General features: G+C 69.3%; 24 protein-coding genes and 2 pseudogenes. 11 read left to right on the plus strand and 15 right to left on the minus strand.

The window, feature by feature from the left end:
* Positions 1-91: 91 nt before the first annotated feature.
* From ACIQV3_RS39445 to ACIQV3_RS39455, 3 genes and pseudogenes are all read right to left on the minus strand, one after another.
* On the minus strand, positions 92-877 hold the full coding sequence (locus ACIQV3_RS39445; RefSeq protein ID WP_403721894.1) for an ISL3 family transposase: 786 nt from the start codon (positions 875-877) through the stop codon (positions 92-94).
* Between the two features lie 107 nt (positions 878-984).
* Positions 985-1194: pseudogene (locus ACIQV3_RS39450) on the minus strand (transposase family protein); the annotation flags it as partial.
* Positions 1195-1237: 43 nt separating this feature from the next.
* A complete protein-coding gene (locus ACIQV3_RS39455) occupies positions 1238-2239 on the minus strand; it encodes a transposase (RefSeq protein ID WP_403721895.1) in 1002 nt (333 codons plus the stop codon).
* A 684-nt stretch (positions 2240-2923) separates the two neighbouring features.
* On the opposite strand from ACIQV3_RS39455, the gene ACIQV3_RS39460 reads away from it, so the two are divergent.
* Complete coding sequence (locus ACIQV3_RS39460; RefSeq protein WP_403721896.1) at positions 2924-3556, plus strand: hypothetical protein; 633 nt, start codon at positions 2924-2926, stop codon at positions 3554-3556.
* A 24-nt stretch (positions 3557-3580) separates the two neighbouring features.
* Here ACIQV3_RS39460 and ACIQV3_RS39465 read toward each other — a convergent pair whose 3' ends face one another.
* Positions 3581-4051, minus strand: coding sequence for a DUF5956 family protein (locus ACIQV3_RS39465; protein WP_403721897.1), 471 nt, complete (start codon positions 4049-4051; stop codon positions 3581-3583).
* Between the two features lie 372 nt (positions 4052-4423).
* The gene (locus ACIQV3_RS39470; RefSeq protein ID WP_403721899.1) at positions 4424-4978 is read right to left on the minus strand and encodes a zinc-binding dehydrogenase; all 555 of its coding nucleotides are present in this window, start codon (positions 4976-4978) and stop codon (positions 4424-4426) included.
* 487 nt (positions 4979-5465) lie between these two features.
* Between ACIQV3_RS39470 and ACIQV3_RS39475 the strand changes: the two genes are divergently transcribed.
* Both ACIQV3_RS39475 and ACIQV3_RS39480 read left to right on the plus strand, forming a co-directional pair.
* Positions 5466-6857: an FG-GAP repeat protein gene (locus ACIQV3_RS39475; protein ID WP_403721901.1), complete on the plus strand. Its 1392-nt coding sequence runs from the start codon at positions 5466-5468 to the stop codon at positions 6855-6857.
* 496 nt (positions 6858-7353) lie between these two features.
* The gene (locus tag ACIQV3_RS39480; RefSeq protein WP_403721904.1) at positions 7354-7923 is read left to right on the plus strand and encodes a hypothetical protein; all 570 of its coding nucleotides are present in this window, start codon (positions 7354-7356) and stop codon (positions 7921-7923) included.
* A 354-nt stretch (positions 7924-8277) separates the two neighbouring features.
* Here ACIQV3_RS39480 and ACIQV3_RS39485 read toward each other — a convergent pair.
* A protein-coding gene (locus ACIQV3_RS39485) for an IS3 family transposase (RefSeq protein WP_403721946.1) occupies positions 8278-9482 on the minus strand; the annotation gives its coding sequence in 2 pieces (ribosomal slippage) (positions 8278-9242 and positions 9242-9482; 1206 coding nt in all).
* Positions 9483-10096: 614 nt separating this feature from the next.
* On the opposite strand from ACIQV3_RS39485, the gene ACIQV3_RS39490 reads away from it, so the two are divergent.
* A complete protein-coding gene (locus tag ACIQV3_RS39490; RefSeq protein ID WP_403721907.1) occupies positions 10097-12169 on the plus strand; it encodes a SpoIIE family protein phosphatase in 2073 nt (690 codons plus the stop codon).
* A gap of 49 nt (positions 12170-12218) precedes the next feature.
* Here ACIQV3_RS39490 and ACIQV3_RS39495 read toward each other — a convergent pair whose 3' ends face one another.
* Together ACIQV3_RS39495 and ACIQV3_RS39500 are read right to left on the minus strand one after the other, a co-directional pair.
* The gene (locus tag ACIQV3_RS39495) at positions 12219-12758 is read right to left on the minus strand and encodes a SixA phosphatase family protein (protein WP_403721909.1); all 540 of its coding nucleotides are present in this window, start codon (positions 12756-12758) and stop codon (positions 12219-12221) included.
* Positions 12759-13003: 245 nt separating this feature from the next.
* On the minus strand, positions 13004-13210 hold the full coding sequence (locus ACIQV3_RS39500) for a hypothetical protein (protein WP_403721911.1): 207 nt from the start codon (positions 13208-13210) through the stop codon (positions 13004-13006).
* Positions 13211-13542: 332 nt separating this feature from the next.
* On the opposite strand from ACIQV3_RS39500, the pseudogene ACIQV3_RS39505 reads away from it, so the two are divergent.
* Positions 13543-13970, plus strand: a pseudogene (locus ACIQV3_RS39505) (pectate lyase); the annotation flags it as partial.
* 135 nt (positions 13971-14105) lie between these two features.
* Here ACIQV3_RS39505 and bla read toward each other — a convergent pair.
* Together bla and ACIQV3_RS39515 are read right to left on the minus strand one after the other, a co-directional pair.
* Complete coding sequence (bla, locus tag ACIQV3_RS39510) at positions 14106-14888, minus strand: class A beta-lactamase (protein ID WP_403721913.1); 783 nt, start codon at positions 14886-14888, stop codon at positions 14106-14108.
* Positions 14889-15502: 614 nt separating this feature from the next.
* Positions 15503-16012 (minus strand): hypothetical protein, encoded by a 510-nt coding sequence (locus tag ACIQV3_RS39515; protein ID WP_403721915.1) that lies wholly within the window; start codon positions 16010-16012, stop codon positions 15503-15505.
* 423 nt (positions 16013-16435) lie between these two features.
* Between ACIQV3_RS39515 and ACIQV3_RS39520 the strand changes: the two genes are divergently transcribed.
* The 4 genes from ACIQV3_RS39520 (at position 16436) to ACIQV3_RS39535 (ending at position 20445) form a co-directional block, all read left to right on the plus strand.
* Positions 16436-16891, plus strand: a complete 456-nt coding sequence (locus ACIQV3_RS39520; protein WP_403721918.1) for a PPOX class F420-dependent oxidoreductase — start codon at positions 16436-16438, stop codon at positions 16889-16891.
* Positions 16892-17119: 228 nt separating this feature from the next.
* Complete coding sequence (locus ACIQV3_RS39525; RefSeq protein WP_403721920.1) at positions 17120-17728, plus strand: SGNH/GDSL hydrolase family protein; 609 nt, start codon at positions 17120-17122, stop codon at positions 17726-17728.
* Positions 17729-17758: 30 nt separating this feature from the next.
* Positions 17759-18487 carry an alpha/beta hydrolase gene (locus tag ACIQV3_RS39530; RefSeq protein ID WP_403721922.1) on the plus strand — a complete coding sequence of 243 codons (729 nt, stop codon included), beginning with the start codon at positions 17759-17761 and terminating at the stop codon, positions 18485-18487.
* Positions 18488-19218: 731 nt separating this feature from the next.
* Positions 19219-20445, plus strand: a complete 1227-nt coding sequence (locus ACIQV3_RS39535) for an IS110 family transposase (protein ID WP_403721948.1) — start codon at positions 19219-19221, stop codon at positions 20443-20445.
* An 80-nt stretch (positions 20446-20525) separates the two neighbouring features.
* On the opposite strand, the gene ACIQV3_RS39540 is transcribed toward ACIQV3_RS39535, so the two are convergent.
* Positions 20526-20870 (minus strand): hypothetical protein, encoded by a 345-nt coding sequence (locus tag ACIQV3_RS39540; protein WP_403721924.1) that lies wholly within the window; start codon positions 20868-20870, stop codon positions 20526-20528.
* Positions 20871-21073: 203 nt separating this feature from the next.
* On the opposite strand from ACIQV3_RS39540, the gene ACIQV3_RS39545 reads away from it, so the two are divergent.
* Positions 21074-21325, plus strand: coding sequence for an alpha/beta hydrolase fold domain-containing protein (locus tag ACIQV3_RS39545; protein ID WP_403721927.1), 252 nt, complete (start codon positions 21074-21076; stop codon positions 21323-21325).
* A gap of 47 nt (positions 21326-21372) precedes the next feature.
* Here ACIQV3_RS39545 and ACIQV3_RS39550 read toward each other — a convergent pair whose 3' ends face one another.
* Together ACIQV3_RS39550 and ACIQV3_RS39555 are read right to left on the minus strand one after the other, a co-directional pair.
* Positions 21373-22032, minus strand: coding sequence for an HAD family hydrolase (locus ACIQV3_RS39550; protein WP_403721932.1), 660 nt, complete (start codon positions 22030-22032; stop codon positions 21373-21375).
* The gene (locus ACIQV3_RS39555) at positions 22029-22787 is read right to left on the minus strand and encodes a DeoR/GlpR family DNA-binding transcription regulator (RefSeq protein WP_403721934.1); all 759 of its coding nucleotides are present in this window, start codon (positions 22785-22787) and stop codon (positions 22029-22031) included. Before ACIQV3_RS39555 ends, ACIQV3_RS39550 begins: the two co-directional genes overlap by 4 nt.
* Before the next feature lie 73 nt (positions 22788-22860).
* On the opposite strand from ACIQV3_RS39555, the gene ACIQV3_RS39560 reads away from it, so the two are divergent.
* Complete coding sequence (locus ACIQV3_RS39560; RefSeq protein WP_403721936.1) at positions 22861-24150, plus strand: MFS transporter; 1290 nt, start codon at positions 22861-22863, stop codon at positions 24148-24150.
* Between the two features lie 24 nt (positions 24151-24174).
* Here ACIQV3_RS39560 and ACIQV3_RS39565 read toward each other — a convergent pair whose 3' ends face one another.
* Positions 24175-24849: a transcriptional regulator gene (locus ACIQV3_RS39565; RefSeq protein ID WP_403721938.1), complete on the minus strand. Its 675-nt coding sequence runs from the start codon at positions 24847-24849 to the stop codon at positions 24175-24177.
* Positions 24846-26030: a pyridoxal-phosphate dependent enzyme gene (locus tag ACIQV3_RS39570; RefSeq protein ID WP_403721941.1), complete on the minus strand. Its 1185-nt coding sequence runs from the start codon at positions 26028-26030 to the stop codon at positions 24846-24848. Before ACIQV3_RS39570 ends, ACIQV3_RS39565 begins: the two co-directional genes overlap by 4 nt.
* Positions 26031-26221: the final 191 nt, after the last annotated feature.

A 26221-nucleotide genomic window follows, 5' to 3' on the forward strand; every position in this document is an offset into this window, starting at 1 on the left:
ACGCTTCTTGCGCCGACGGCGACAGATGCCGCGCGTCCCCCACCAGATCGCTCACACCACTACAACGACTCAGAACCCGAACCGTTTCGGATCAAAAGATATTTGCGGTTCTGTCCGGTCCGGTGGACGGTTTGAGAGCGGCGTTGTGCCGGCGGACGCTGGTCTCGACCGCGGTGCCGAGGTTCTGCCAGATGTGAAAGCGGTGTGCGACCTGCACTGCTTGTGGCGCGCCGGTGCGGGCGCCATCGGCGTAGGAGCCGCCTCGGTCACGGCAGATGATCTCCACGCCCGGGTGCTTGCCCAACCAGCTCGCCAGCGTCTTCGCATCTCGGCCCGGCAACAGGTCAAGAGGCTGGCCGGTCGCGCAGTCGATGATCACGGTGCCGTAATGCTGTCCGCGGCGGGTCGCGAAGTCATCGACGCCCAGCACTCTCGGCTCCGGCCAGTGCGGGTCAGGCAGGGCCATCACCAGCCGTAACAGGGTTGTTCTGCTGACCACGCTGCCAAGCACCCCGGCAAATCGGCTACCTGCCCGGCCCGCGAGCGCGACGGCCACCGCTTCCAGAATCCGACGCGACCCCGGTGTCCGTCGGCCATACCGGACGGTCAGCCCTTCGACCTGTTCGACAAACGTGCGCCGCCGGCAGTCAGTGTTCTCGCAGTAGAGCCGGCGCACGGTCAGCTCGACCAGCACCGGCTGACCGCCGACCGGCGTATCGGCCAGCCGCCGCTCATAGGTGCTGTGAACCCGGCTCGACCGAACCGAGCAATCCGGGCACGGCACACCACGGCTCCGCGTCCTGGCCGAGACCCGTACCGTCCCGCACTCAAGGAACACCCGCTCCACCAGCACCGCGCTGAAGCGCGGAAACAGCACCGCTATGAGGTCATCACACCGCACCACGGTCCCAGATGACGGGACGTCACCGTGGCGGAACGGCGCTGATCGCCCTCACGGAATGTGTGCCAGAACCCGGTTCTCGTGAACAAAGCCACGATGCCGATTCCGAACCCGGCGGCAAGCTGGGCGTAGGTGTCGCCGCACCGTAGGTGGGCCAGGGCGAGCAGGGCCTGACGGCCGGCGGGCAGTCGTCGCCACCGCGTACCGATCTCCCGTTACCGAACTGCGAGCTGCTCGCTCAGGTGCCGCAGGGTTCTGCTGGACAGATCGATCGAGGACGGGTAGACAAGCACGCGAAGCTCCTGGCGGCACGGGTGATCTTGGTCGAGAACCCGTCTACCAGGAGCTTCGTCGTTCCGTACAGCCCACACCGACCAACACCACAGCCCCACCGCCAGGTTGAAAAGGGCTTACTGCGTCGATCCAGCTGGGGAGTGTGGAGCCGAGGCGGCCGGTGAGTATCTCCCCGAAGTCCCGAACATGTCCGGCGGCTGTGTCCAGCTCGGGGCAGCGGGCCAGGACCTCCTTCAGACTGGCGCGGTCGTCCTCGCTCAGTGCGGTGGGGTGCCGGGTGAGCCAGCCGGTCACTTGCCGCACTGTCGGCGGCCGGGGTGGCGCCCCGGCCGGAGCCGTGCGCAGGGTAGCGATGTGGGCGCGAACCATCTGGTAGGTGACGGGCGCGTTGTCGGCGCGGAGTTCACCGTGGAGGCGGGTGACGCTGGTGCATCCCTCGATGAAGCGCCGTTCCAGGTAGGGCTTGTAGGGGTCGAGCCTGCTGGGCCGGGGCCGGGGCCGGGCCCGGTTGTCGCGGATGGTGTCCTGCCAGCGTGTGGCGTTCGCGTACCGGAGAACGGTGTTGAGGCCCCAGCCCAGGTGCCGGGCGATCGCTTGACGTGAGTGACCCTGGGCGAGCATCTTCTGGACCAGGGCGTGTGCGGCCTTCTTCCGCTCGGCTCGCCGGCCGGCCGGCTCCGCGCCGTTCTGCGGCCGATCGGAAGCCGGTGGGGGGTCCTGCGACAGCGTGCCGCTGGGCATCGGGTTGCGCAGGCAGTCGCGATGGGCGGCGACGCAGGTCTCCACGGCCCGGCCCAGGTCCTGCCATAGATGGAACCGGTCAGCGACCTGCAGGGCATCGGGGGCACCGCGGCGGGCGCCCTCAGCGTAGGCGCCCGCTCGGTCCCGGCAGATGATCTCCACGCCAGGGTGGCGGATCAACCAGGCGGCCAGCGGTCCGCCCTCGCGGGTCGGGAGCACGTCGACCACGCGATGGTCTTCGTGCCGCTTTACGGGGTCGTGCACGGCGACGACCGCCTCGCCCAGGAGCGAGGGCAGCGGCACCTGGCAGCGGCCAGCGGACTTTCCGGCGGGGCGAGACCGGCCGGAGCGCGGTTTAGCCGGATCCGTGTAGGCACCCGCAGGTCTGGTGCGAACGCTGCGGTCGGAGATGAGGAGAGCGTCATGGTCGCCGGACTGAAGTGCCGTTTCCCCGGTGAAATCAGTCGCCCACCCGGGTGATCCGCCGTCTGGACTCCTCCCGGACAGAGCGGCGGGACGGCTACAACGCAGGGCATGATCAAGAACCACCTGCTGCAGCGCGGCCAGCCCGCGCGGCCCTACCCCTCCTCGCTGTCTCTGCGACCACGTGCGCAGCCGGATCCCCGCGGGTGTCCGTCGCCGGCACCCCGGCCAGCAGGGTGCTCCGGGCGCTGCTGTCGTTGGTCGAGGCCGTCGACCTGATCCCGGTCGCCCACGAAGTCGCCCTCTGAACCGACGGTCCGCCCACTGTCCCACCATTACCACGATGACGAATTGAGAGAGGCCGGCATGAAGACGGCTCGAAGTATCCCGATGGCCCTGGCCGCGTGTCTGGCCGTTGCCGCACTCCAGGCGCCCCCGGCCGCCGCCTTCCAACCCAGTGACAGGGCTCCCTGGAGGACACTGAGCCACGCGCAGGACCAAGGCGACGGACTGCAGGCATGTGTCGATGAGGCACAGGAAAAGCGGTCAGAAGCGTGGACTTGCATGGGCGGAACGCTCAGGGTCACCGAGGACAGCAGCGGCCAGCCGACCGACGCCGCGTATGTAGTCACCGAGGACGTCACCGTGACGCCGGCACCGCGCACGGCAGCGCTGGCCAAGAATGACTACGACTCGTGGTGCGAAAACGGCACGATCTGCGGCCGGAAGATCAACGATTACACGGCCGAGGTGAAGGGAAACGGCGCCTACGGGGACAGCAAGGGGGTGATCGGCACTTTTGACGCCGTCTACAGGCAGTCCTTCGACGGGAACCTACCTCGCTGGCGCACCCTCATCGACTGGGACAGCGGACCCGAGATCAACCCCGGTATCTGGCGGAACAACTGCCGGGTCAACCTCGCCGGCCGACCAGACGACTACTGCGGCAAGAATGAAGTCAACCTCGCCTCGGTGAATGCCAAGGCGCCACGCTCGTGGTGGCCCAGCGGCGAACGGTGGGCCTACAACGACCAGCGGCTGACGGGCAGCGGGAACTACCACGACGACCATGAAGGCGAGTTCACCGCCTTCGGGTACCGGCAGCTGTTCAAAGCCGGCGTGCTGCACACCGGCCGCTGGGCCAAGTGCAACTCACGCACCGGCTGCCAGTACTACCAAGTGCCCTGGAAGCCCTAGTACCAGCCCAAGCCTCTCGACGCCTCAGGCAGACGACGGATCGTCCACTACGGCAAGGCCCCTGAGCTCACCCGCACACACCTCTGCGAATTCAGCGGAAAGGCCCACAGGCACCCCTTGGGCCTCCGCGCCGGCGCACAGGTGGTCGAGTACGCCCTCCACATCCTTGAATCCACCCAAGGGGCGCAGCAGCCACACTCGGCCGGCCGGGCGAGGTGGGATGCCGACTCGGGCCAGGTCCGCGTTGGCATCCCTTTCCTGTGTCTCCCGCTCGGCCTGGGAGACCGGGTGGCAGGCCACGTCCAGCAACCGGCAAGCCGCGTCCAGGGTGGTGTCGATCTGCCACCGGGTCGACCGATCGGGCACCCAGGTACGCGCATCCGGAGGCCACACGTAGGGCAAGAACACCCACATCGGGGCATCTGGTGCCAGCGACCAGCCCCACTGTCCCAGCTCCCGTACCTCCGGCAACCGGTCCGGCTCCAGCTCGCTCACCCCGGACCGACGCTTCGCCAGCCGATGCGGAAGACCACTCACATCCCACGACATACCTACGCACAGTACTCGCCAGGGCCTCGGGTCGGAGTCGCCACGACCCCGTAGGCCACGACCCGGCCGAGCGGAGGCCGGGGCAACACCTGGTCCGTCAGGGACGGTGAGTCGCCGGCCACCAGACCTTCCCCGCCGCCGAGCGTACGACGCTCAACGACGACGCTTGCGCAGCCGGCCCAACAGCCCACCCCGCTCGCGGCGTGATGGTGGGCGGCCGGGAGTGGCCTGGTCCCGGCTACGGACGCGGGGGCGGGCGGAGCGCTTGTGGTCGGTCTGTGCCGTGGCGCGGGACGAACAGCTGCCTGCCCGCCTGGTTCAGGGGATGAGGACGTGCTTCCCGTGGGCTTGTCCGCTCTCGCTGGTGGTGAGGGCGTGGGCGGCTTGGTCGAGTGGGTAGGCCTGGGCGATGGGGAATTGGAGCTTTCCTGTCCGGTACAGGGGGAGGACTTCGGCGAATACGTCGGGCAGGGGCACTGATTCGCCGGGGCCGCCGCCGGTGAAGCGGACACCGTGTGCTGCGGCGTCGGGGTCGGAGAGGGTGATGACCCGCTGGGTGCCGCCGGCCAGTTCCACCAGGTCGGGCAGGGCGCCCCGGCCGGCGGCGTCCACCGCGGCGTCGACTGTGGGCGCCACCGCGCGGACGCGGTCGGCCATGCCGGCCCCGTAGGTGACGGGGATGGCGCCGATCGCGCGCAGGTAGTCGTGGTTGCGTTCGCTCGCGGTGCCGATCACCCGGGCGCCGCGGGCAACCGCGAGCTGGGTGGCCAGTGAGCCGACTCCGCCGCTGGCCCCGTTGATCACGACCGTGTCGGCTGCGCTCACCCCGGTCAGGTTCAGGGCGCGGGCGGCGGCTTCCGCGACGATGGTCATGCCGCGCGACGTCGCTCTGGCTGTGCCAGCCCCGCTCCAGACGCGCGGCACGGAAGGCGGGATTCCCCGGACTCTGCGACATCGCGACCCCCATGACGGCTTGCGGACGAAACAGCGCGCGCCCGAGCGGAAGCAGTGACCCACGACGGTACTCCCGCGAGATGTCCTTGGATGTGTCCTCGTTGCATCCCGCACCTGCCTCTACGGTCCGAAGCAAGGGTTCTGACTGGAGCTCAGCAGGACCGGCCAGGCCCGGACCAAGGGAGGGAACGTGACCGTACGCGTGCAGGCCCATCCGTTTCAGGTGGTGAGCGACATCGACGCGGACCCCGGACTGCCGCTCGACACCGTGGTGATCAGCGAATGGACGAGACAGCCATGATCGACTCGGCTCGGGAGCGGGAGAGCGGTGCCCCTACGCTGTGGTCGAAATACGCGCCCCGCGAATGGGGCACGTTGGGGAGGGGTTCATATGTACATGCGAAGAATGATCCGTCTGACCGCGCCGCTCATTGTCGCGGCCGCGATCGGCACGGTGCTGCCCGCGGGTGTGGCGCAGGCCGCGACCGGTCCGGTCGCCAGCGACTTCAACGGGGACGGGTACCGGGACCTGGCGATTCCGGCGCCACACGTGGCGGTCGGTAATCATTCGGCGGCAGGAGCCGTGGTCGTGCTGTACGGCTCGGCCAGCGGGGTTTCCCCTGCCCGGCGGGCTGTGATCACGCAGAACTCGCCGGGTGTTCCCGGTGAGGCGGAGTTCTGGGACCTCTTCGGCTCCTCCGTCTCTGCCGCGGACCTCGACGGCGACGGATTCTCCGACCTCGTCGTGGGCACTCCCAACGAGAGCTGGGGCGGCCACGACAGCGCGGGAGTGGTGACCGTGCTCTGGGGCAGCCGATCCGGCCTCGTCTCGGGCAGCAACCTCACCACGCCCGGCATCGCCATCAATTCCTACGGACAGGAGGTCGCCGCGACCACTCTGGGCGGCAAGCCGCTGGTCGTGGTCGGTGCGGACGGGGGCACCGGGCTGCGCTTCACCGGGCCGTTCCGGCGCACGGGCGAGGCGGGACGTCGGCAGACCCTCGCGGTGGACCCCAAGCAGGTGGCCTTCGGAGACCTGAACAAGGACGGTACGCCGGAATCGGTCGTCGTCACGGGTCATTCCAGCGGGTGGGGTGGCGGCTTTGTGTATGTGGATCCGCACAAGTCCAACGCGGAACACCTTTGGGAGCCGTCGGCCGCCCGTGGGGGCATGCCCGCGATCGGGGACGTCAATGGCGATGGCCACAAGGACGTCGTCCTCGGCCACCCGGCCGAACCCGAAACCGCTGGCGACACGGTGAACATCGGCGGGAGGGTCTCCATCTGGTACGGATCGGCCCAGGGCATCGATGTCAGCACCATGCCCGTGCAGTTTTCCCAGAGTGCCGCCGGCATCCCGGGCGTCAACGAGAAGGGTGACCGTTTCGGCAGCTCGGTAGCGGTGGCCGATCTCGACCGGGACGGCAAGGCCGAGATCATCATCGGAGCCCCGGGCGAGGACATCGCCGAAGCCGCCGACGCGGGTTCGGTCACCGTCATCCCCGGGATCGCCTCACGCAAGCCCGGCGCGGGCGCCTACAACCTGACCCAGGGGACACCGGGCATCCCCGGAACCTCCGCTACCGGCGACCAGTTCGGCAGCACCCTCTCCGCGGCCGACGTCACCAAGGACGGCCGACCCGAACTGTTCATCGGCGCGCTCGGAGAAGGCGCCGTATGGTCCCTGCCGGGCGGCACCAACGGGCCCACCCCCGCAGGCAGCACCCTGATCAGCGCCAGGTCTTTCGGCCTCTACGGAGACCAATGGTTCAGTGGCGAAGGCGTACGCGCAGAGTAGCCACCAAGGCCATAGGGACGGGGAGAACCTCCGGCGGGATGGGCCACTACGAGTGCCGGGAGCGAGCGTCAACCTGAACTGCAGGCTCGGGTAGGTCGAGATGATTCCCCATAAGCAGCTGCGCCCTGGTCCCACCAGCCGAGCGGTCCGCCCCGTGAGCCCCCGCCCGAGCCGGGCGGACTGATCCGCCGCAGTAGCCACCGGCCGCTCAGGACTGCTGCGGCTCTGCCGGGCCGGTGCCCCCACCCCTTCGGGAGCACCGGCCCGGCTCACCCGAACCTCCGCCCCGCGCCCCGCTCGCCCGACGGTCACCACGTCTATCCCTTCCGGGCGGAACCGTGCCAGGCCTTGCCCACGCGCACCCCGAGGCAGGCAACCGGCCCGCGCGATGAAGCTCAGGCTGCCCGCGGACACCACGTCAACCTCTATCTGTCCGCAAGGGTGATGCCGTCGAGCGCCGCTGCAGGGCGCTCGGCAGTTCTGCTTCACTTCGCCCATGACCGACACCTGCGAGGCCCTCGACCGCGCCGTCAACGCGCTCGCCACGGGCCCGGACCAGACGCACAGCCAGTCCGTCCGAGCCCTGGTCTCGATCGCTCTCAACGAGCCGGCCCACCGCAAGCAGGCGCTCACCGCCGTCGAAGACTTCACCGCGAGCAATCCCGGCGCGCGTTCGGACGCGGTGGTGTCGGCGCGCACCGCACTCTGCGGCTTCGACCCGCAGCGTGCCGCCCGAGCCCTCAGGGCTCTCGAAGGCTCGGCAGTCGCATTCCTGACCGCCTCGGTCGTGGCCGGCTCCGTCTTCGGTGGCAGCGGCCTGACACGGTTCTTGATCACTGTGGCCGTCTGGGTCGTGCTGCTGACCACAGCGGCGGCCTTCCGTCACCTGTGGCAGCCCTACATGGGAGCGTGGGTACTCCTGTCCTGGCAAGTGCCCTGGCTCCGCGCCCTGCTCATTCTGCTGCTCGTCACTTGCCTCACCAGCGGGTTCCGGGCCGTGCCGGACTCCCTTGGTGGCGCCGTCCTGTGCGCCGTGGGGGCGGGCGTGGCGGGGTGGCTCCTGTGATCGAAGAAGCCGACGGGACGCTGACATCGGCCGTGTGACAGCAGGCCGCGTGGGCCGTTAGGCAGGTCAACTGCGACAACGAGGTCACGCCCATGCCCAGCAGCACCCTGCTCCGCGCCGACGGGACAGAGGAGACGTACACCTACTTCGACGGTGTTATCCGGGCGGTACACGACGACGGAACCCGCTGCCCCCGCACCGGCAAGGGCCGCCACACCCAGCGTCCGCTCGACCCACGCTGTCCCGGACGCACGAAATACGTGGCGACCTGCCGCATCTGCAAGTGGGAGAGCGAGTCTCCTTCACACAACAAACTGCAGGCTGAGGTGACCCCCGGAGTGTGGACACAGGGGTTCATGCTGCGAGTGAGAGTTTACTTGTCTTGTGGTGCTGCTGTTCGAACTCCATCGGGGAAAGGTAGCCGAGCGCGCTGTGGCGTCGGAGGGCGTTGTAGTAGATGAGCCACTCGAAGATCGCCAACCTCGCCTGCCGCATCGTCGAGAACAGCTTCCCGTGCATCGTTTCTCGTTTCAGGCCCTGCCAGAAGCTCTCGGCGAGGGCGTTGTCGTAACTCGAGCCGACTCTGCCCATGCTCCTGCGGATGCCGTACTGGTCGCAGACCTGGGCGAACGCGGCGGACGTATATTGCGATCCGCGGTCCGCGTGGAAGATCACTCCGGTGACCTCACCCCCACGGGCCGCGATCGCGGCCTGGAGCGCGTCGATGACGAGCCCGGCTCGCATGTGCGGGGCCATCGAGTAGCCGAGTACCCGGTGGGAGCGGATGTCGATGACGCAGGCGAGGTAGAGCCATGTGGTTGCGACCTGCACGTATGTGATGTCGCCGCACCACTTCTCGTCCAGCGTGCTGGCGGTGAAGTCCCGCTGGACCAGGTCCGGCACCGGCGGCGCGAGCCGGTCCGGAACGGTCGTGCGCTTCTTCTTGCGCAGGTGGCGGCCGACGATCTGGTGCTTGTGCATCAGCCGTGCGACCCGCTTGCGGTTCACCGTGTGACCGAAGCCGCGGAGTTCGGCATGGACGCGAAGCGCGCCGTAGTTGCCGTGGTGTTCGGCGTGGATGTCGCGGATCTCGGCGACCAGAGCATCCTCGTCCGCCTGCCGGGCGGCCCGCACCTCGGCACCGGCGATCCACCGGTAGTGGCCCGAACGGGAGACCTCCAGCGCCCGGCATATCCGCTTGATGCCGAAGATCCCGGCGTGGGCGGAGACAAAGTCCCAAGCGGCGGTCTTCACTTCATCTCCCGGGCGAAATAGGCGGCTGCCCGGCGCAGGATCTCCCGCTCGAGCTGCCCTTCCTTCTCAGCCTTGGCCAGCCGGGTGTTCTCCGCTCGCAGCCGGGCCAGCTCGGCCTCGGTGTCCTGCGGCGCGCCGGCTGCGGCCGGATGGCCGTCTGCGTCACGCACCCAGGTCCGCAGCGTCTCGGGGTTGACATTCAGATCGGCCGCGACGTTCCTGAACGTCCGCCTGCCGGCCGAAGCCCGCCACAACGCGATCGCGTCGGACCGGAACTCCGCACTGTACTTCGAGGGCCTTGCCACATGGTCTACACCTTCCAGGATCAACAAGATCCATTGTCAGGTGTGTCCACACCACAGGGATCACCTCACCTTGCTTCACGCCACGACAGCCCACGCGAGGACAGGAAATTCAGCAATGTCCGGTAATCCGTTCCGTAATTCCGCTTCGTCTCCCGTTCCAGATTCCGAAAGACCTCAGACCGTACGAAATCCAGGAGATTCCGGTCCACCATGCCGTCCGGCCGTAAGTACACCGGATCGCCCGGCCTCAGACCGATGCGGGCCACCGCCTCTGGCAGGTCCTGCACCCCAAGAACACCCTCCGCTGGCAGCGTTCCCCACCGGCCTGGATCCGGCACCCACTCCACGTGCCACTCGCTCAACTAGACCCCTCCTGATGCGCTTGAACACACCAGATCATCAGGGAAGCGATCATCGGCGCGATCAGCGAGGTGATCCGCGGGAACGGCCGAGTAGCCCCGAGAGGCGGTTTCATGCCGACCGGGCAGACGATGGATTCGTAGGACCCGGTTCCCGAGGACCCGGTCCCCGAAGGGCCCGCCTCAGCGGCTCGGGGCCTGACGGCGACCGCGGACGCAGGGCAAGGAGGCTGCGGCGTTGGAAACAGGTGCCAGATGAATGAGCGCATCCCGGTCGAGCAGCTGATCAGCGGCGCTGCCCAGGCTGCCGGCGGCTGGCTGGGCGCGCTGCCGGTCGCGCTCGTGGCCACCAGCGGGACCGGAACGATCGTGCGCTGGAACCAGGTCGCGCAGGAATTGCTCGGCTACACCCCTCCGCAGATGCTGGGGCGCAACATCGCGGACCTTCTCCATCCAGGATCCGATCGCAGTCTGGGCCGCTCCCTCTGGGAAGCCGCGGCCGCCGGACGGGGCGTGATGGGCACGGTGACCGCCTGGCACCGCGACGGGCACCCACTGGAGCTGGAGATCTGGGCCTCTCCGGTGTCCGACCGCCGGCACGGCGTGGCCACGGTGCTGGTCTTCGCTGCCGATGCCCACGCGGCACGGCGTATCCGGGGGTCTTCGGCGGTGTGGGACGGCTTGTTCGCCCGCTCCCCGGTCGGCATCGCGATCCTCGACTCGCAGCTGCGGTTCCTGCAGGTCAACGCCGCCCTCGAAGCCATGAACGGCCTGCCGGAATCGGCACACGTGGGGCGCCGCCTGGCCCAGATCCTTCCGGAGGTGAATGCCCGCGAGATGGAGGAGGCCATGCTGCAGGTGCTGGAGACCGGGCGGCCGGTCCTTGACCGTCGCCGTGTCGGACGGACGCCGGCGGAACCGGACCACGATCGTGTGTGGTCGTGTTCCTACGTCCGGGTGGAGGATCCCGCAGGCATGTCGATCGGCGTCATCGCCTCGCTCGTCGACATCACCGAGCAGCAGCGCGACCACGTCGAAGCCGAAGCCGCACGGCGCCGGCTCGCCATGCTCAGTGAGGCCAGCATCCGGGTCGGCTCCAGCCTTGACCTGGAGCGCACCGCGCAGGAACTCGCCGACCTCGCCGTGCCGCGCCTCGCCGATGCGGTCACCGTGGACGTCCTGGACGCGCTGGCGCGCGGGGACGAGCCCGGCATGGGGCTGGCCGGCGGGGTCGCCCTGCGGCGCCTCGGCAAGGCCCCGCTGTCCGGATCCAAGGTGACCGACATCCTCGCCCCCCTCGGCAGGACGCTCCTCTTCCCCGCCGCCGCCCCCTACACGCAGGCCCTCGCGGCCCGGCAGCCCTTCTTGGCCGCCCGTCTCGACGAACAGGCCGTCGCCCCCGCCGCCCGGCATTCGGCCAAGCCCGCCCAACTGGTCGCGGTGGGTGTGCACTCCTTGGTCATGGCACCCCTGGTGGCGCGGGAGACGGTGCTCGGCGTCGCCACCTTCTACCGCACCCGCCCGATAGGACCCTTCGGGTCCGAAGACGTCACCCTCGCCGGTGAACTCGCCGCCCGTGCCGCGCTGAGCATCGACAACGCCCGGCTCTACCACCGTGAGCACGATACTGCGGTCATCCTCCAGCGCAGCATGCTCCCCCAGCACATCAGCCCACCACCCGGCATCGCCGTCAGCCACCGCTACCTCCCCGCGAGCGACGTCAACGAGATAGGCGGTGACTGGTACGACGTGCTCTCTCTCGCCGGCGGCAAGGCGGCCCTGCTCATCGGCGACGTCATGGGGCACGGCATCTCCGCCGCCGCGGTCATGGGCCGTCTGTCCGCCTCCGTGCGGGCCCTCGCACGCCTGGACCTGTCGCCCGTACGACTGTTGCACCAGCTGGAAGCCGTCCTTGGCGATCTTGCCGAGCCGATGCTGGCCACCTTCCTGTACGTCGTCTGCGACCCGGCCACCGGACACTGCACCATCACCCGGGCCGGCCACCCGCCGCCCGCACTCGTGCTCCCCGACGGCACGGTCCGGCTCCTGGACACCCCGCCCGGTGTCCCCCTGGGCGTCGGGGGCGTCGCCTTCACTCCCACCGAGATCAACGTGCCTGCCGGCAGCCTTCTCGTGCTCTACACCGACGGACTGATCGAAGCGCGGGGCCATGACATCGACGAGCGCCTTGCCGAGCTGACGCAACTGCTCGCTGATCCCCAGCGGCAGCTGGACCACCTGTGCGACTCGCTGATCACTCACCTCGTTCCGGCGGCGGCAGACGACGACGTCGCGCTCCTGGTCGCCCGCATCGGCGGGGTGCCTTGAGGACTGTGGGGCTTCCGGGACACCCGGGCGCATGCGCCTGCCGCGTACGTCACCGGGCGGCGCCCCGGGGGACTGCGAAGTCGGTCAGCCGGGCCGAGCCCGGCGCGAGCTCCGGCCAGGGACCGGGGCAGGCGAGTACGGCGATCGCGGACGTCGGGAACTTCTCCGACAGCCGCTCGATCACTGCGGCCTCCGCGACGTCCACTGCCTCCCGGGCGAGGCTGAGGGCCAGATCCTCCAGGCCCGGGTTGTGGCCGACGAGCAGGAGCCTCCCCACCTCCTCCGCCACTTCGGCCACCACCTCCAGCAGCTCGTCCGGCTCGGCGGCGTACACCCGCTCGTCGAAGCGAACGGGTACCGCGGCGTCGAGCTGCCCGGCTGCCAGTGCCCAGGTCTCGCGGGCCCGCCGGGCGGTGGAACAGATGACCAGCTCGGGGACGGAGCCTGCGTCGCGCAGCCAGCGGCCCGCCGCGGGCGCGTCCCGCAGACCCCGCGGGCCGAGCGGCCGCTCGTGGTCCGCGACGCCGGGGGGCCAGGCGGATTTGGCGTGGCGCAGCAGCACCAGACGCCCGGCGGATTCTGCACTCATGCCCTCAGCCTCGCACGGTGCGCGGTCAGCGGTCCACGGGACCGGCCTGGAGGACTCGCCGAGGGCGGACCGCCTGTGCCGGCACGCACCCTGTGACGCGCCGGACCGACCACCGGACCGACCGGGAATCGGTGTCCGCGCGTGCAGGGACCAGGCGGCCGGTGCCGCTACCGGGCTGCAGTCCCTGTACTGATTGCCTTTCCAGCCAAACCTCAGCGCGCACGGCCGGTGGCCCGCCTTTGCCCTCAGCGGGCCACCTGCCGGGCGAGGTCCGCGACCAGGACGTCTGGGCCGACGGCCGTGACGCCCAGCCGGTCAAGGCCGAGACGCCGCTGCGCGGCGAACTGCGCGCTTGTTGGGCTGGGCCCGGGGTGGTTCTTGTGCCCGGCTGTGCTGTCGGAAGAGGATGGGCGGGCCGGTGGGGTGCTGCCGGCCTCGTTGTCAGGATCCACCGAAGCGGCTGTACGCCGGCACCGGTCTACGTACTCCAGTGTCAGCCCCTGTTGCGACCGGCTCGACGTGTCGCTCGATGCCGCGAGGCTTGTACTGGGCCGGAGCTGCCGGAAGGTACGGGCCAGCGCCTTCGGGTGAGCAACTCGGGCCTAGGCACCGATCGTTGGCCGTGGTCCAGTCGTACCTGCGACCCTATCGTCGGCACGAAAGAAAGCGCTTTCTATCTCCATGGTGCGGCACGTCACCACCCCCATTCGAGGATTTCGGGAGACGGGAATGAGACGTCAGTCGCAGCGCGACTTTCCGCCGGGCCAGCCGCGCTGGCCATCGCGGCCGTGGCCTCGACAACGTGACGTGGACAAGCCCCGGCACGGACTACAAACCGGCAGGACCGGACGTGGAGTCCAACACCACCGTCAGCATCCCCTACGCGTACACCCTCGACGCCGCGGCTACGGCAACGTCCGCGACGCTGCCATGAGCACCTTCTGGTCGCCGACCGGCTCGACCGGCTCGATCTGGATCAAGTGGGGCTCCGCCGTCTCCTTTTCCAGGATCAACATCAGGGAGGCGGCCGGCTCCACCGGCACCATCGGCTCCTGGCGGGTCCTCAACGCCGACACCGGCGCGGTCCTGACCTCCGGCACCGGCGCGGGCGTCATCGCCTTCCCGCGGACCTCGCTGAGCAAGGTCACCTTCGAGATCACCGGCTCGACCGGCACCCCGAAGGTCGCCGAGTTCGAGACCAACGCGGGCTAGCTGTGCATCTGCCGGAGCTTGATTGCAGCGCGGTCTGCGTCTTCTGCTTCAGGCGTTCATAGGGCGTTTGGCCGCCGAGGGCCCCGTGGGGGCGGTGGTAGTTGTGGTAGTCCTCCCACTCGCCAGCAACAACCTTCAGATGAGTTCCGCCGCCAGCAATGCGGCGGTCTTGGCCACCAGGGGGTTGTCGGCCGGTGCGTCTTCCTCGTGCTTGGCCGTCAGGACGGTCATGACGATCGGTGCGCCGTCCGGCGGCCAGGTGATGCCGGAGTCGTTGTTGCCCCCGTACCGTCCGCCGCCGGTCTTGTCGGCGAGAATCCAGTCGGCGGGGAGGCCGGCACGGAATCTGTCGCCGCTGGTCGTGTTGGCGAGCAGCCAGCCGATGAGGAGTTCCCGGTCCTTGGGTGCGAGCGCGTCACCGAGTGTGAGGCGCGCGTAGGTCCGGCCGATGGCGCGGGGGGTGGTGGTGTCGGTCACGCGCCATGGTTCTGCCGAGTTGAGTTCGGGCTCCCACCGATCGAGCCGGGTCCTGCCGTCCCCGATCGAGCGGCAGAAGCGGGTGATGGCGGTCGGTCCCCCCAGCTCGCGGAGCAGCAGGTTTCCTGCGGTGTTGTCGCTGTAGCAGATGGCTGCGTCGCACAGCTGGGCGACGGTCATGCCCTTTTCGAGGTTCTCGGCCAGGCCAGTGCGGGGCGAGTAGCCCGACTTCTGTACGTACTCTGCGGTGTACCGGATGCGCTTGGCCAGGAACTCGCCCTCGTGGTCGAGGTCGCGCAGCACGGCCGCGGCGGCGATGGTCTTGAACAATGAGCACATCGGGAAGCGTTCGTCCGCGCGGTACGCCACCATCCTGCCGGTGCGCATGTTGCGGGCGAACACGCCCAGGCGGGCGGAGTGCTGCTCCTCGAGCTCCCTCAACCGGGAGGTGATGCCGTCCCCGGCAGGTAAGGCGTGTGCCGTTCCGCCGAGGGGCAGGGCGGCGGAGAGTGCCGCGCCGGCACCGAGAGCGAGTGCGGTGCGGCGGGACGGGCGTAATCCTGTGGTGCGTCGCAAGGCGTTCCCCTTCAGAGGCGGTCATGACGTAGTCAACACACATTGGGGCAGCCGGGCGGGAGTCGCTGCGGATGCGACACCTGATGCACGGCGTCCGTCTACGTGGCTTCCTGCCACCCTCGCGCGCCTCGTACGCGGATGCATGAGTACCCGTACTCAGAGACCTCGCAGGAAAGACGTCGCCGGTCGGCAACTGCACTGCGAGACGGCGGGAGATCAAAACTGGCGGTTCTGACTCCTCGTGGGGGCTTTGCCATGTCTGAACCCGTCGTGAACCCGTCCTGCTCGTGCCGGCCGCCGGCGCCTGCCCGGGCCGTGTGGTCGGCGCGGTGCAGACCGTCTGCATCCCCGCGCCCTGGCTGCTGGCGCTCGCCTTCACCGACTGGAGCCGGCTGAGGCGGTAGTCGGCGAACGGGCCGCGACCTGTCGTCGGACGTAGGGCTGAGGCCGTCACCTCGCCACAGCGGGCGCAAATGCCGTCAACGGTTGGGCAGCTGGTCGTAGGTCATGAACGTGTAGGTCGCGGAAAGAGCCATCGTGTTCCCTTGCGGGGCCGGGAGACCGAGCCGGTTGTTGACGAGACGTTCCAAGGGGCCGCATCCGGTGGCGGCCGGAACGGCGAAGGTGTCGTCCTTGGCGTCGAACGCGATGACCGGCGGGTTCTTCGATATCCATCGTGAGTTGCCGAGGCGCTGCAGGCGCAGCTCGAGAGGAGCGTCGGCGCCGATGACGCAGCCCTGCGGCAGCAAGGGGCCGACAGCGCGGTAGCGCACGGTGAACAGGCCCAGGTTGTTGCCGTCGGAGTAGAAGTCGGACCGGCCGCCGTACTCCGGCTGCAGGGTCAGCGACATCAGCGGATTGTGGGGGCCCCCGGCGGGGGTGTTGCCGAGGAGCCCACCGGGAACGGGGGTCGGTTCGCTGCGCAGTGCGCCCCAGATCTGGCCCCTGCTTCCGTCGGGCATAGGGCCCTCGGCGTGGGTGAGGGTCATGGGTGTGATCTCGCGAATGTGCCGGCTGCCGAGGGTCAAGGACCCGGTTGCGGTCAAGACTTCGCACTTCCAGCGAGTGGCATCGACGCCGGCCGGGATGTTCGGGCAGTCGCTGAAGTCGTACGACGGCGGAGGTGCCGCCTCGGCAGCCACCGAGGGTCCGGCTGCCGCCATGGCGAGAGGTGTGGTGAGAGCCGCGACGACGGCAAGCCCTACGGTCCGGCGGCGAGCGGCGAAGGGGCGTTTCTGAGCGGTGATTTCCATGCCCCTCAGCCTGCCGTCGCGCCCACCACGCCAGCCACAGGGAATCCCCTTACACCGCCCTGAGCCGACCCTGACCTTTCATCAGGGTCGGGCACACGCCGGAAGGAAGGGCGCGCCAAGAGGCGGAATGCTGCGCGGGGCAGGGGGGTTGACCGAGGCATGACTCAAGGACCAGCACCGCGTTCCCCGTCCGACGAAGCGCTCTCCGCCCTGCTTGCCGACCAGCAGTTCGGGACGCTGGCCACCGTGAAGCAAAGTGGCCATCCCCACCTCACCACCATGCTCTACAGCTGGGATCCTGAGACGCGCACTGTTCGGCTGTCCACCACGGCCGACCGCGTCAAGGTCAAACACCTCCGGCGCAATCCCCGGGCGGCGCTGCATGTGCAAGGCGGCGACGTCTGGTCATTCGCCGTCGCCGAGGGGGCGGCGGAAGCCTCCGGTACTACCACCGCACCCGGCGACGCGGTCGGACGTGAACTGCTCGCGATGATCCCGACAGCAGCGAAGCCCGAAGACGAGGACGAGTTCCTCAAGCAGCTGGTGGCCGAGCGCCGACTCGTCATCCGGTTGTCGGTGGAGCGGCTGTATGGGACGACCTTGGACATCGGGTAGATGAGACCGCGTACGTGCGCGGTACCCGCACGGCCCGCAGGCCTTCCCGGCCAGGCCGTGGCTGCCCAGGATACGAGCAGCACAGTGCGACCGGCCCACGCGTGCTGCTGGGCAAGCCCTTCACCCGCTGGAGCGTCTTGCGCAGATGATCTTGCGCGGGCAGCATGGCCTGCTGACAGGACATCGCGGTCGCCAGGGGGTGCGGCGACCGGACTGGAGGTGCACGCCATGATCAGGCTGTTGGACGGACCCATGACCTGGGTGGCGACGGGGGACAGTATCACCCAGGCCGCACTGCACACCCATGGCGCGCGCGGTTGGGTCGAGCACCTGCACGAGCGGGTTCGGTGGCAGTTGGGCCGGCTCACCGACGTCGTGGTCAACACCGGGGTCTGCGCGTGGGGCGCGGCCGACGTACTCGCGTCCCATGACCGCCTCATCGGCCGGTTCGAGCCCGATGTGCTGTCCGTGTCCCTGGGCACCAACGACTGCCTCGCCGGGGAGGAGGGGCTGGGGGAGTTCCAGGACGCGATGCGCCGGATCATCACCGGGGCGGGCCCGCGGACGCAGGTCGTCGTGCATACGCCGGTGCTGGTCAGTTCCTCTGACAGGGGGCGGCGCGCGGCACTTCCCCTGTACTGCCAGGCCGCACGCGAGATCGCGAAGGACACCGGCGCACTGCTCGTCGACCACGAGGCCCACTGGCTGGAGCACTACGGCACGGCTGACCCGATCGCGTGGCTCGACGACCCGGCGCACCCGAACGCGGCCGGTCACCTCCACATGGCGAACCACACCCTGCGTGTTATGGGCTTGGGCGAACTGGACCCCCTCTAGGGGTGTCAGCCGGGCCGGACGGGAGAGACCATGGCTTTTGATCCGCAGTTGCAAGCCCTGTACGACCAGCGCGCTGCGCAAGGTGTCAGGCCGCTGTACGACATGACACTCGCCGAGGCCAGGGCGGCCGATCTGGCCGCCGTCCAGGCCGACGCCGGTGCTCCTGAACCCGTGCGAGAGGTGTTCGACGAGTCCATACCGGGGCCCGCCGGAACATTACTCGTCCGCGTCTACCGGCCTGAGGCGGGACCAGGCCCCCTGCCCGTGCTGGTCTACTTCTTCGGCGGCGGCTGGACACTGGGAAGCATCGAGACGAGCGACGCGATCTGCCGGAGTCTGGCCAATGCCGCAGGCTGCCTCACCGTCGCGGTGGGATATCGCCTGGCGCCGGAGAACAAGTTCCCCGCCGCGGTCCACGACTGCTACGCGGCCCTGCGCTGGACCGCCGAGCACGCTGCACGCCTGGGCGGCGACGCTTCGCGTATCGCTGTCGGCGGCGACAGCGCCGGCGGCAACCTCACCGCCGTGATGACCCTCATGGCGCGGGACTCCGGCGGCCCGGCCATCCTGGCCCAACTGCTCGTCTATCCCAACACCGGCCATCTCGCGGACACCCGGTCCCGCCGCGAGAACACCGACCCGCTCCTGTTCAACGACAAGTCCGTACAGTGGTATTGGGACAACTACCTGAGCTCACCCGAGGAGGGGGAAAACCCTCTCGTGTCCCCGCTGCGCGCTCCCAGCCTAATCCGTTGCTAAGAGCGTTCCCTGGAGCTGTGGTTCCGGGTTGCTCCCACAGCGAGCCCATGACGTTTCAGACCGTCCAGGCGTACGACGCCGCCACGGAGCGGAACGCGCGGGCTCGCTGGCAGACGGTGGTGGACCGGCGGGCGTCGAGAGGACGCCTACTCACAGCCCGTTCCCAAGAGGACTCCTGTGAGACCGTGCGCCTCTCGGTGCCTCCCCGGCCACCATCGGAGCGGCGTCACGCGTGCGCCGGAAGCACGCTTGGGTAACACAGGGTCCGCAGACCTACTCGTAGATCGGCGGCTTCCGGTGCACACGTGACGCCGCTCCGGGCGCCGGGCGGACACCTGAAGCCAGCGTGACCTTCGAGGTCCAGGCTGAGACAGGGTGCCGCCCGGTGACCTCGCAGATCAGAGGAGTGTTGGCGTCGTGGGCGCCGGGCGGACGCCTTGGTAGTACACGGCTTGCGCCCCGCTATAGAGCGAGCGGCGCCCGGCGCCCTCGACGTCAACACTCCAAGCTTGATCACTCGTTGGTGTTGGTGGTGCGAGCCCACCCCACGGTGACCTGTTGATATGCCCGAGCCGTTCGAGCTCCCGCATAGACCGAGGCCCGCGGGGTGAGCTGGTGCCACGGACAGCTACTGAGGTGGCGGACCGGCCCTCGTGCTGAGTCCTGGGATTAGGTCGCTGCGTGGCCCTCACGAGCTCGTGACCAGCACAAACCGATGCAAGGGGAGGAAGATCTTGATCTACTGCGGTATTGACTGGGCGGAGAAGACACACGACGTCGCCCTGGTCGACGACAGCGGCCAGTTACTGGCCAAGCGCCACATCACCGATGATGCCGCTGGCTACAAGATCCTGCTGGACCTGCTGACCGAGTACGGCGACACCGAGGAAGCGCCGATCCCGGTCGCGATCGAAACCTCGCGGGGCCTGATCGTGGCAGTACTCCGGACGGGCAAACGGAAGGTCTTCGCGATCAACCCGATGGCCGCCGCCCGCTACCGCGACCGCCACTCGGTCTCGCGCAAGAAGTCCGACCCCGGCGACGCCCTCGTGCTCGCGAACATCCTGCGCACCGACATGCACGCCCACCGGACACTGCCCAACGACAGCGACCTCGGCCGCGCCATTACCGTCCTCGCCCGAGCTCAGCAGGACTCGTTGTGGAACCGCCAACAGTTGTCCAACCAGCTCCGCTCGCTGCTGCGGGAGTACTACCCGGCAGCCTTGGCGGCCTTCGAGTCCTGGCAGAACGGCCTATGCCGCCGCGAGGCCCACGAGCTCCTCAAAGCGGCCCCCACGCCGACGCGAGCGGCTCGACTGACGCGCACGCAGCTGCAGGCGGCGCTCAGGCGGGCCGGCCGCCAACGCGGCATCGTCGCCGAAGCGGACCGACTCCGCGAGACCCTCCGCGCCGACTGGCCCCATCACCCCCGGCTCGTCGAAGACGCGCTCGGCAAGCAGATGCTCGCCCTCCTCATCCAGCTGGAAGCCGCCTGCACCGCTGCCGATGACCTAGCGAAGGCGGTGGAAGAGGCGTTCCCTCAGCACCCGGACGCTGAGATCATCCTCAGCTTCCCCGGCCTGGGCACACAGCTCGGCGCCCGGGTGCTCGCCGAGATCGGAGACGACCGCAAACGCTTTGCCGACGCCCGCGGACTGAAGGCATACGCCGGCGCCTCACCAGTCACCAGGGCATCCGGCAAGAAGTCCAGCATCACCCGCCGCTGGGTCAAGAACGACCGCCTCAACCACGCCGGCTACCTGTGGGCCTTCGCATCACTCAGGCGCTCTCCAGGCGCCGACGCGCACTACCGACGGCGCCGCGCGCACGGAGACTGGCACGCCGCCGCCCAACGGAACCTCTTCAACCGCCTACTCGGCCAGCTCTACCACTGCCTGCAACAGCGCAAATTGTTCGACGAACAAACCGCGTTCCCTGTCCAGGTGGCTGCCCTCTGACAGGTGATCTTGACTGGAGCCGGGTCGTCCCTGCTGGTGCGTCGGAAACTGCGATGCATGTGGGCCGGGCGGCGACCGGCTTACGCCCCGTCGGCGAGGATCAGTTCGGCCATCGCAAGCAAGCCACTGAAGACCCTGAGTCCCTCTCGGTACTCCGCCGAACGCGCCAGCAGCGCTACGGCCGAACGGAGCTCCGGTAGGCAGTCCCGGAGAACCTCGACGTGGTCCGGGCCGGGAACTCCATCGTTCTTGAGGTAGGTCGTGACGCAGCCGGCCATGTTGAAGTCCAGGTACGCCAGATCGTGTCTTTGATCAAACGGCACGTCGGGGAACGGCCCGGGGTGGTGCGCGGCCCACAGGAGGGCCACCTCGCTGACGATCGCCCGGTGTCGGTCGGGCCCGGGAGGCGGGATGAGAGTGGTCACGAAGCGATCCTCCCGCACACGCCGGGCCCCACCCGCCGCCGGGCCTCCTTCGACCTGGCCGACATGCTGATCAAACATGACCGCTCGGCTGAGGCCCTGGCCGCCATCCCCACGATCGTCAAGGAACGCGCGGCCGCCGAGCGGCAGGCCGGCCCAATATCGCCTGTCATAGGACAGTGGCCGCTGCGGCTTGACGAGTTAGCGTGCTGAGGTGTCTCACAGGTCTGCCACAGGCCCTGGTGATCACCGCCGAGTACGACCCGCTGCGCGACGAGGGCGAACAGTACGCCCAACGCCTGCGCGACAGTGGTGTACCGGTAGAGTCCACGCGCTACCCGGGCGTGGCCCACGGATTCTTCGCCATGGCGGGCGCCCTCGACGCGGGGAGCCGCGCGCTCAAGCAGGCGGCCACGTACCTGCGCACCGCCTTCGCCTGCGACTCCACGGATGCGTGATGGCTCACCTGGCACCGACGATTCCGGCGGTGGCCGCGACCCGGCGGTCAGTCTTCGGTCGGGCCTGTGCCCGGGCCGCCTGCGTCGAGCCGGTGCTCACGCAGCGTCGCGCGCAGATCGGCCACGCCGGTGAACAACGCACCACGCAGGCCGACGGCACGCGCGGCGTCCACGTTCTCCTCCCTGTCGTCCACGAACAGGACGTCCGGCGGTTGCCCGCCGAGCATCCGCACGCACCACACGTACGCCTCCGGGTCGGGTTTGGCGTGACCGATCCGGCAGGAGAACCCGCACACCTCGAAGTGCCTCAGCCAGGAGTGGTGCGCCTCGTAGTGGGTGGCCAGTTCAGGTGGGATGTTGGAGAGCAGGCCGAGGCGCCGGCCTGCTGCCGCGAGCTCCTCGACGAGCGCCACCATCTCCCCCTCGACCCCGCTCCAGCTGGAGACATCGGCGTCGATGAGCGCCCCGATCCGTGCGGCGCCGAAGCGTGTGCCCAGCGCCGCCCCCACCTCACGCCAGTAGCCCGGACCGGTCAGCTCACCCCGGTCGTACGGCGGGCGCAGCCGCCAGTACGCGTCCCAGAAAGCGGGCGCGGGCGCCCCGGAGATCGAGACGAGCACCGTTCTCATCTCCGACGACTGGTGCTGTGCGATGACGCCGAACAGATCGAAGAGGACGGTGCCTTGGGGCGCCATGGTCTGTCTCATACCTTTCGTACCGTGACGCCGGCAGCCGCCAGGGCGTCGGTCACCCCGGTCGGTGCCGTCTCGTCGGTGACGACGGCGTGGAGCGCGGTGGGGGGCGCCACGAACGCCAGGGCCGTGCGGGAGAGTTTCGCCGCCTCGGCGACGGCGATGGTGCGCCGCGCGGACGCGATCGCCGCGCGCTTGACGGCCGCGTCGGCGAGATCGTAGGCGGTCAGCCCGTCGTCGGCGGTGAGACCGCAGCAGCCGATGACGGCCGTGTCGAAGCGGACCGCCGCGAGCGACGCTTCCGTGAGGGGTCCGGTCAGTGCCAGCTCGCCGGGCCTCGGTTCACCGCCCGGGAACAGCAGACGCACCGATGGTGCGCCGGTCAGTGCGTTGGCGGCGTGCAGCGACAGCGGCATGACGGTGACTCGGCGCTCGTGCAGTGCCTTGGCGACTTCCAGGCACGTCGTCCCGCTGTCGATGACGACGGACTCCCCGTCTGCGATCAACGCGGCGACATCCGCCGCGATCCGGCGCTTGACCTCCACCCCCTCCTGCGCCCGTAGCGCGAACGGCGGCTCCTCGCCGCGGAGGAGCAGACTGCGCGCACCGCCGCGGAACCGTTCCAGGACGCCCTGTTCGGCCAGGACCTCCAGGTCGCGGCGCACCGTCATCTCGGAGCAGTCGGTGAGTTCGGCCAGCTCGGCCACGCTCAGTTCGCGCGCCTCCCGGACGGCGGCGGCGATTCTGCGGTGTCGTTCCGTGGTAACCATGAAGAAATTGCACGTGATGCGTGTTCGAAAGTCAACCTATCGAACATGTTCCTTGTTCGATATGGTCACCGTCATGGATGGACACCTGCGAGCAGCCCGACTCGCCACCTTCGCCTTCTTCGCCGTGAACGGTTTCGTGATGGGCATGTGGATCGTGCACATCCCCGCCGTCGAGTCCCGTACGGGGATCAGCCACGCGATGCTGGGGTGGCTCCTCCTGCTGCTGGGCGGTGGCGCGTTCGCCGGGATGCAGTTGTGCGGCCGCCTCACCGACCGCCTCGGTGCCCGCCGGGTCGTACCGGTGGGGGCCGCGCTGTGCAGTGCGGCGGTGGTACCGCCGGCGCTGGCCACCGACGCGCCGACCCTCGCGGTCGCGCTGTTCCTACTGGGATTCGGCAACGGCTGTCTCGACGTCAGCATGAACACGCACGCCGTCCAGGTGGAGCGCCGGTACGACCGACCGGTCATGTCCGCGTTCCACGCGGTGTTCTCGCTGGGCGGTGTGCTCGCAGCGCTGGTCGGCGCGCGGCTCATCACCTGGGGCTGGGACCTCCGGGGGACCATGACCGCCGTTGCCGTGACCGGTCTCGTGGTCACCTGCACCGCCACTCCGGCTCTCCTCGGCCGACCGCGCGGCGCTGAGAGCGGCGCGCGCTGCGACGCTACGGCGGACAAGGCCGCTACGACGCGCACGGACACCGCGGCCGACGGTGCGCACCCGGCCGGACGGCGGCGGACTCCCCGACGGGTGTGGACCCTCGCCGTGCTGGCCCTGCTGCTCATGCTCTGCGAAGGCGTCGCCAACGACTGGAGCGCCCTGCACCTCCAGGACGTGCTCGGGGCGCCCGCCGCCACCGCGGCCTTCGCCTACGGCGCCTTCGCGACGGCCATGACGGTGGGCCGGCTGCTCACCGACCGAGTCGTCGCCCGCACCGGACCGGTGTTCGTCGTGCGCTACGGCGCCGGCGCCGCGGGCATCGGTCTGGCCGTCGCCGCGCTGTCCCCATGGGTGCTGCCCGCGTTGGCCGGCTGGGCGGTCTTCGGGCTCGGGCTGTCCGGCTGCGTACCGCAGTTCTTCAGTGCCGCCGGCCACATGGAGGAGGACGCGGCCGGCGCCCACGTCTCCAGAGTCGCGGGGCTGGGCTATCTCGGCATGCTGGCCGGCCCCGCTGTGATCGGCCCGCTGACCCATCTCGTACCGCTGAACCTCGCGCTGCTGTTGCCGGTGGCGCTCTGCGCAGGGGCGGCCGCGGCGGCGGGCGTGCTTCGCGCCGACCCATTGCCCTCGGCCGGGTCGGCTCCGCGACCCGCGACCGGCACTCCGTCGAGCGATACGGGCGCGGGCGCGGTCCGAGGCGCCTGAGGCTACCCCTGAGACCAGCTCGCCCTACTTCGTGTAGTTGTAGACGGTCGCCCGGGAGACGCCGAGCTGGTCGGCGATGAGTTGTGCGGAGCTCCGGGTCTCGAAGAAGCCCTCCCGATGCAGCCGCCGCACCAGCTCGCGCTTCTGGTCACGGTTGAGGCCGCGCGGGGTGCTGGAGCGCTCCGCCGCGAAGGAGTCGATGGCCGAGCGGAGTTCGCGTCCGCTGCGGTCGCGCAGTGTCTCCAGGGGCTCGTCTTGGTGTTCGACATCCGTGGCGACGAGGTTGGCCAGGGTCAGGGCCAGCGGCGACAGCGTGCTGAGGTCCAGGTTCAGGCACAGGGCCGCGACGTAGCGTCCCTCGGCGTTTTTGATGCCGATCGAGGTGCTCTTGGCCGGGCGTCCGTCCGGGAATTGGTTGCTGTAGTTCTGGATGACGCTGGGGTAGTCGGGGTCCGCGATGCGGCGCAGGCCCAGTTCGGTGGCGGAGTCGCCGACCTGCCGTCCGGACAGGTTGTTCTCGATGGTGCGGATGGCGTTGTCGGGTCGGCGCAGATCGTGCAGGACTACCTCGCACAGACCTGGGAACATGCGCCCGACGGCGACAGCGATGCGCTCGGCTTCCCGTACGAGGTGCTCGTCTTCCGGCACGGCGGGCTGGTCGGCGCGTGTGTCATCCGGTCGGCCGGTGGGGTATGTCATCGAGCGCTGCTCGATTCCTGAGCGCCGTCACCGTGCCCGGCGAACACCGCGGCCATCTTCTCGGCGGACTTCAGCCCCGCGCCGGTGAGCACGACCACGGTCGTCTCCTCTGGAGCGATCTCTCCGGTCGCGATGAAGTGATCGAGCGTCGCCGCGGCGACGCTGGCGGTCGGCTCGGCGTACAAGCCTCGCGCGCTCAGTGCGCGGACCGCGGCGTGGATCTCCGCCTCGGGGACGGCGTAGGCGGCGCCGTCGGAGCGGCGGATGGCCTCCACCGCCTCGGGCAGCCGGACCGGGTGGGCGATGGACGCGCCCTCTGCGATCGTCGGCAGCCGCTCGTCGCGGCGGGCCGGGTCGATGCCGTGGAAGGTGTCGGCAATGGTCGCCCAGTGCTCGGGCTGCCCGACGAACAGGCGCGGGCGCCTCTCGATCTGGCCGGCCCGGAGCAGTTCGCCGAACGCGAGGTCGCACCCGATGACGTTGCTGCCGGCCCCGGCCACGAGGACTACGTTGTCGGGCGCGGTGAAGCCGAGGGACTCCCACATCTCGTAGGCGATGGTCTTGGTGCCCTGGATGAACATGGGGTGCCAGTTGTGGCTGGCGTAGGGGATCTGCTCCGACTGACGGATCGCCTCGTCCGAGACCTCGTCGCGGGTGCCGTCCACGAGCTCGATCTCGGCCCCGTAGGCACGGGCCTGGAGGATCTTGGCCGCTGAGGTGGCGGCCGGAACGAGGATCTTGGCGCGGATTCCGGCAGCGGCGGCGTAGGCGGCCACCGCGGAACCGCCGTTGCCCGAACTGTCCTCGAGTACGCAGTCGGCGTCGTGCGCCGCGAGGTGGGACATCATCACCGATACGCCCCGGTCCTTGAAGCTGGAGGTCGGGTTGAACCACTCCAGCTTGAAGTGGACGCGCCGGCCGGCCCAGTCGACCGGGATCATCGGCGTACACCCTTCGCCCAGGCTCACCCGGCGGGCGGCCGGGACGGGCAGGGCCGCGTGGTAGCGCCACAGGGAGCGCTCGGCGGTGTCGATCTGTTCGGGACGCAGGCCCGGCAGTGCGCTGACGGCGAGGGGGCTGCCGTCCTCGCCCCGCCAGCGGGGGTCGTCCAATGAGTAGCGCTTTCCGGACCGGTCGTACAGGTGGGGGCCTGTGACGGCTGAGTGTCGTTCGGCGTTCATGGGAGTTCCGGCTTCTACTCGCTCGACGTGCTGTCGCTGAGGTTCCAGGCCCGGCGGGCAACCTGCCCTCCCCATGTTAGACATCCTATCTAGATGCAATACCAGTGACTTAGGAATCCCAGACGCGTGGGACCTTCACTGGTGGGTTGATCGGGGCCGTTTTGTGGTGCGGGGCGATGGCTACGGCATCG

It is taken from the genome of Streptomyces sp. NPDC099050 (assembly GCF_044759865.1).
Lineage (GTDB): Bacteria > Actinomycetota > Actinomycetes > Streptomycetales > Streptomycetaceae > Streptomyces.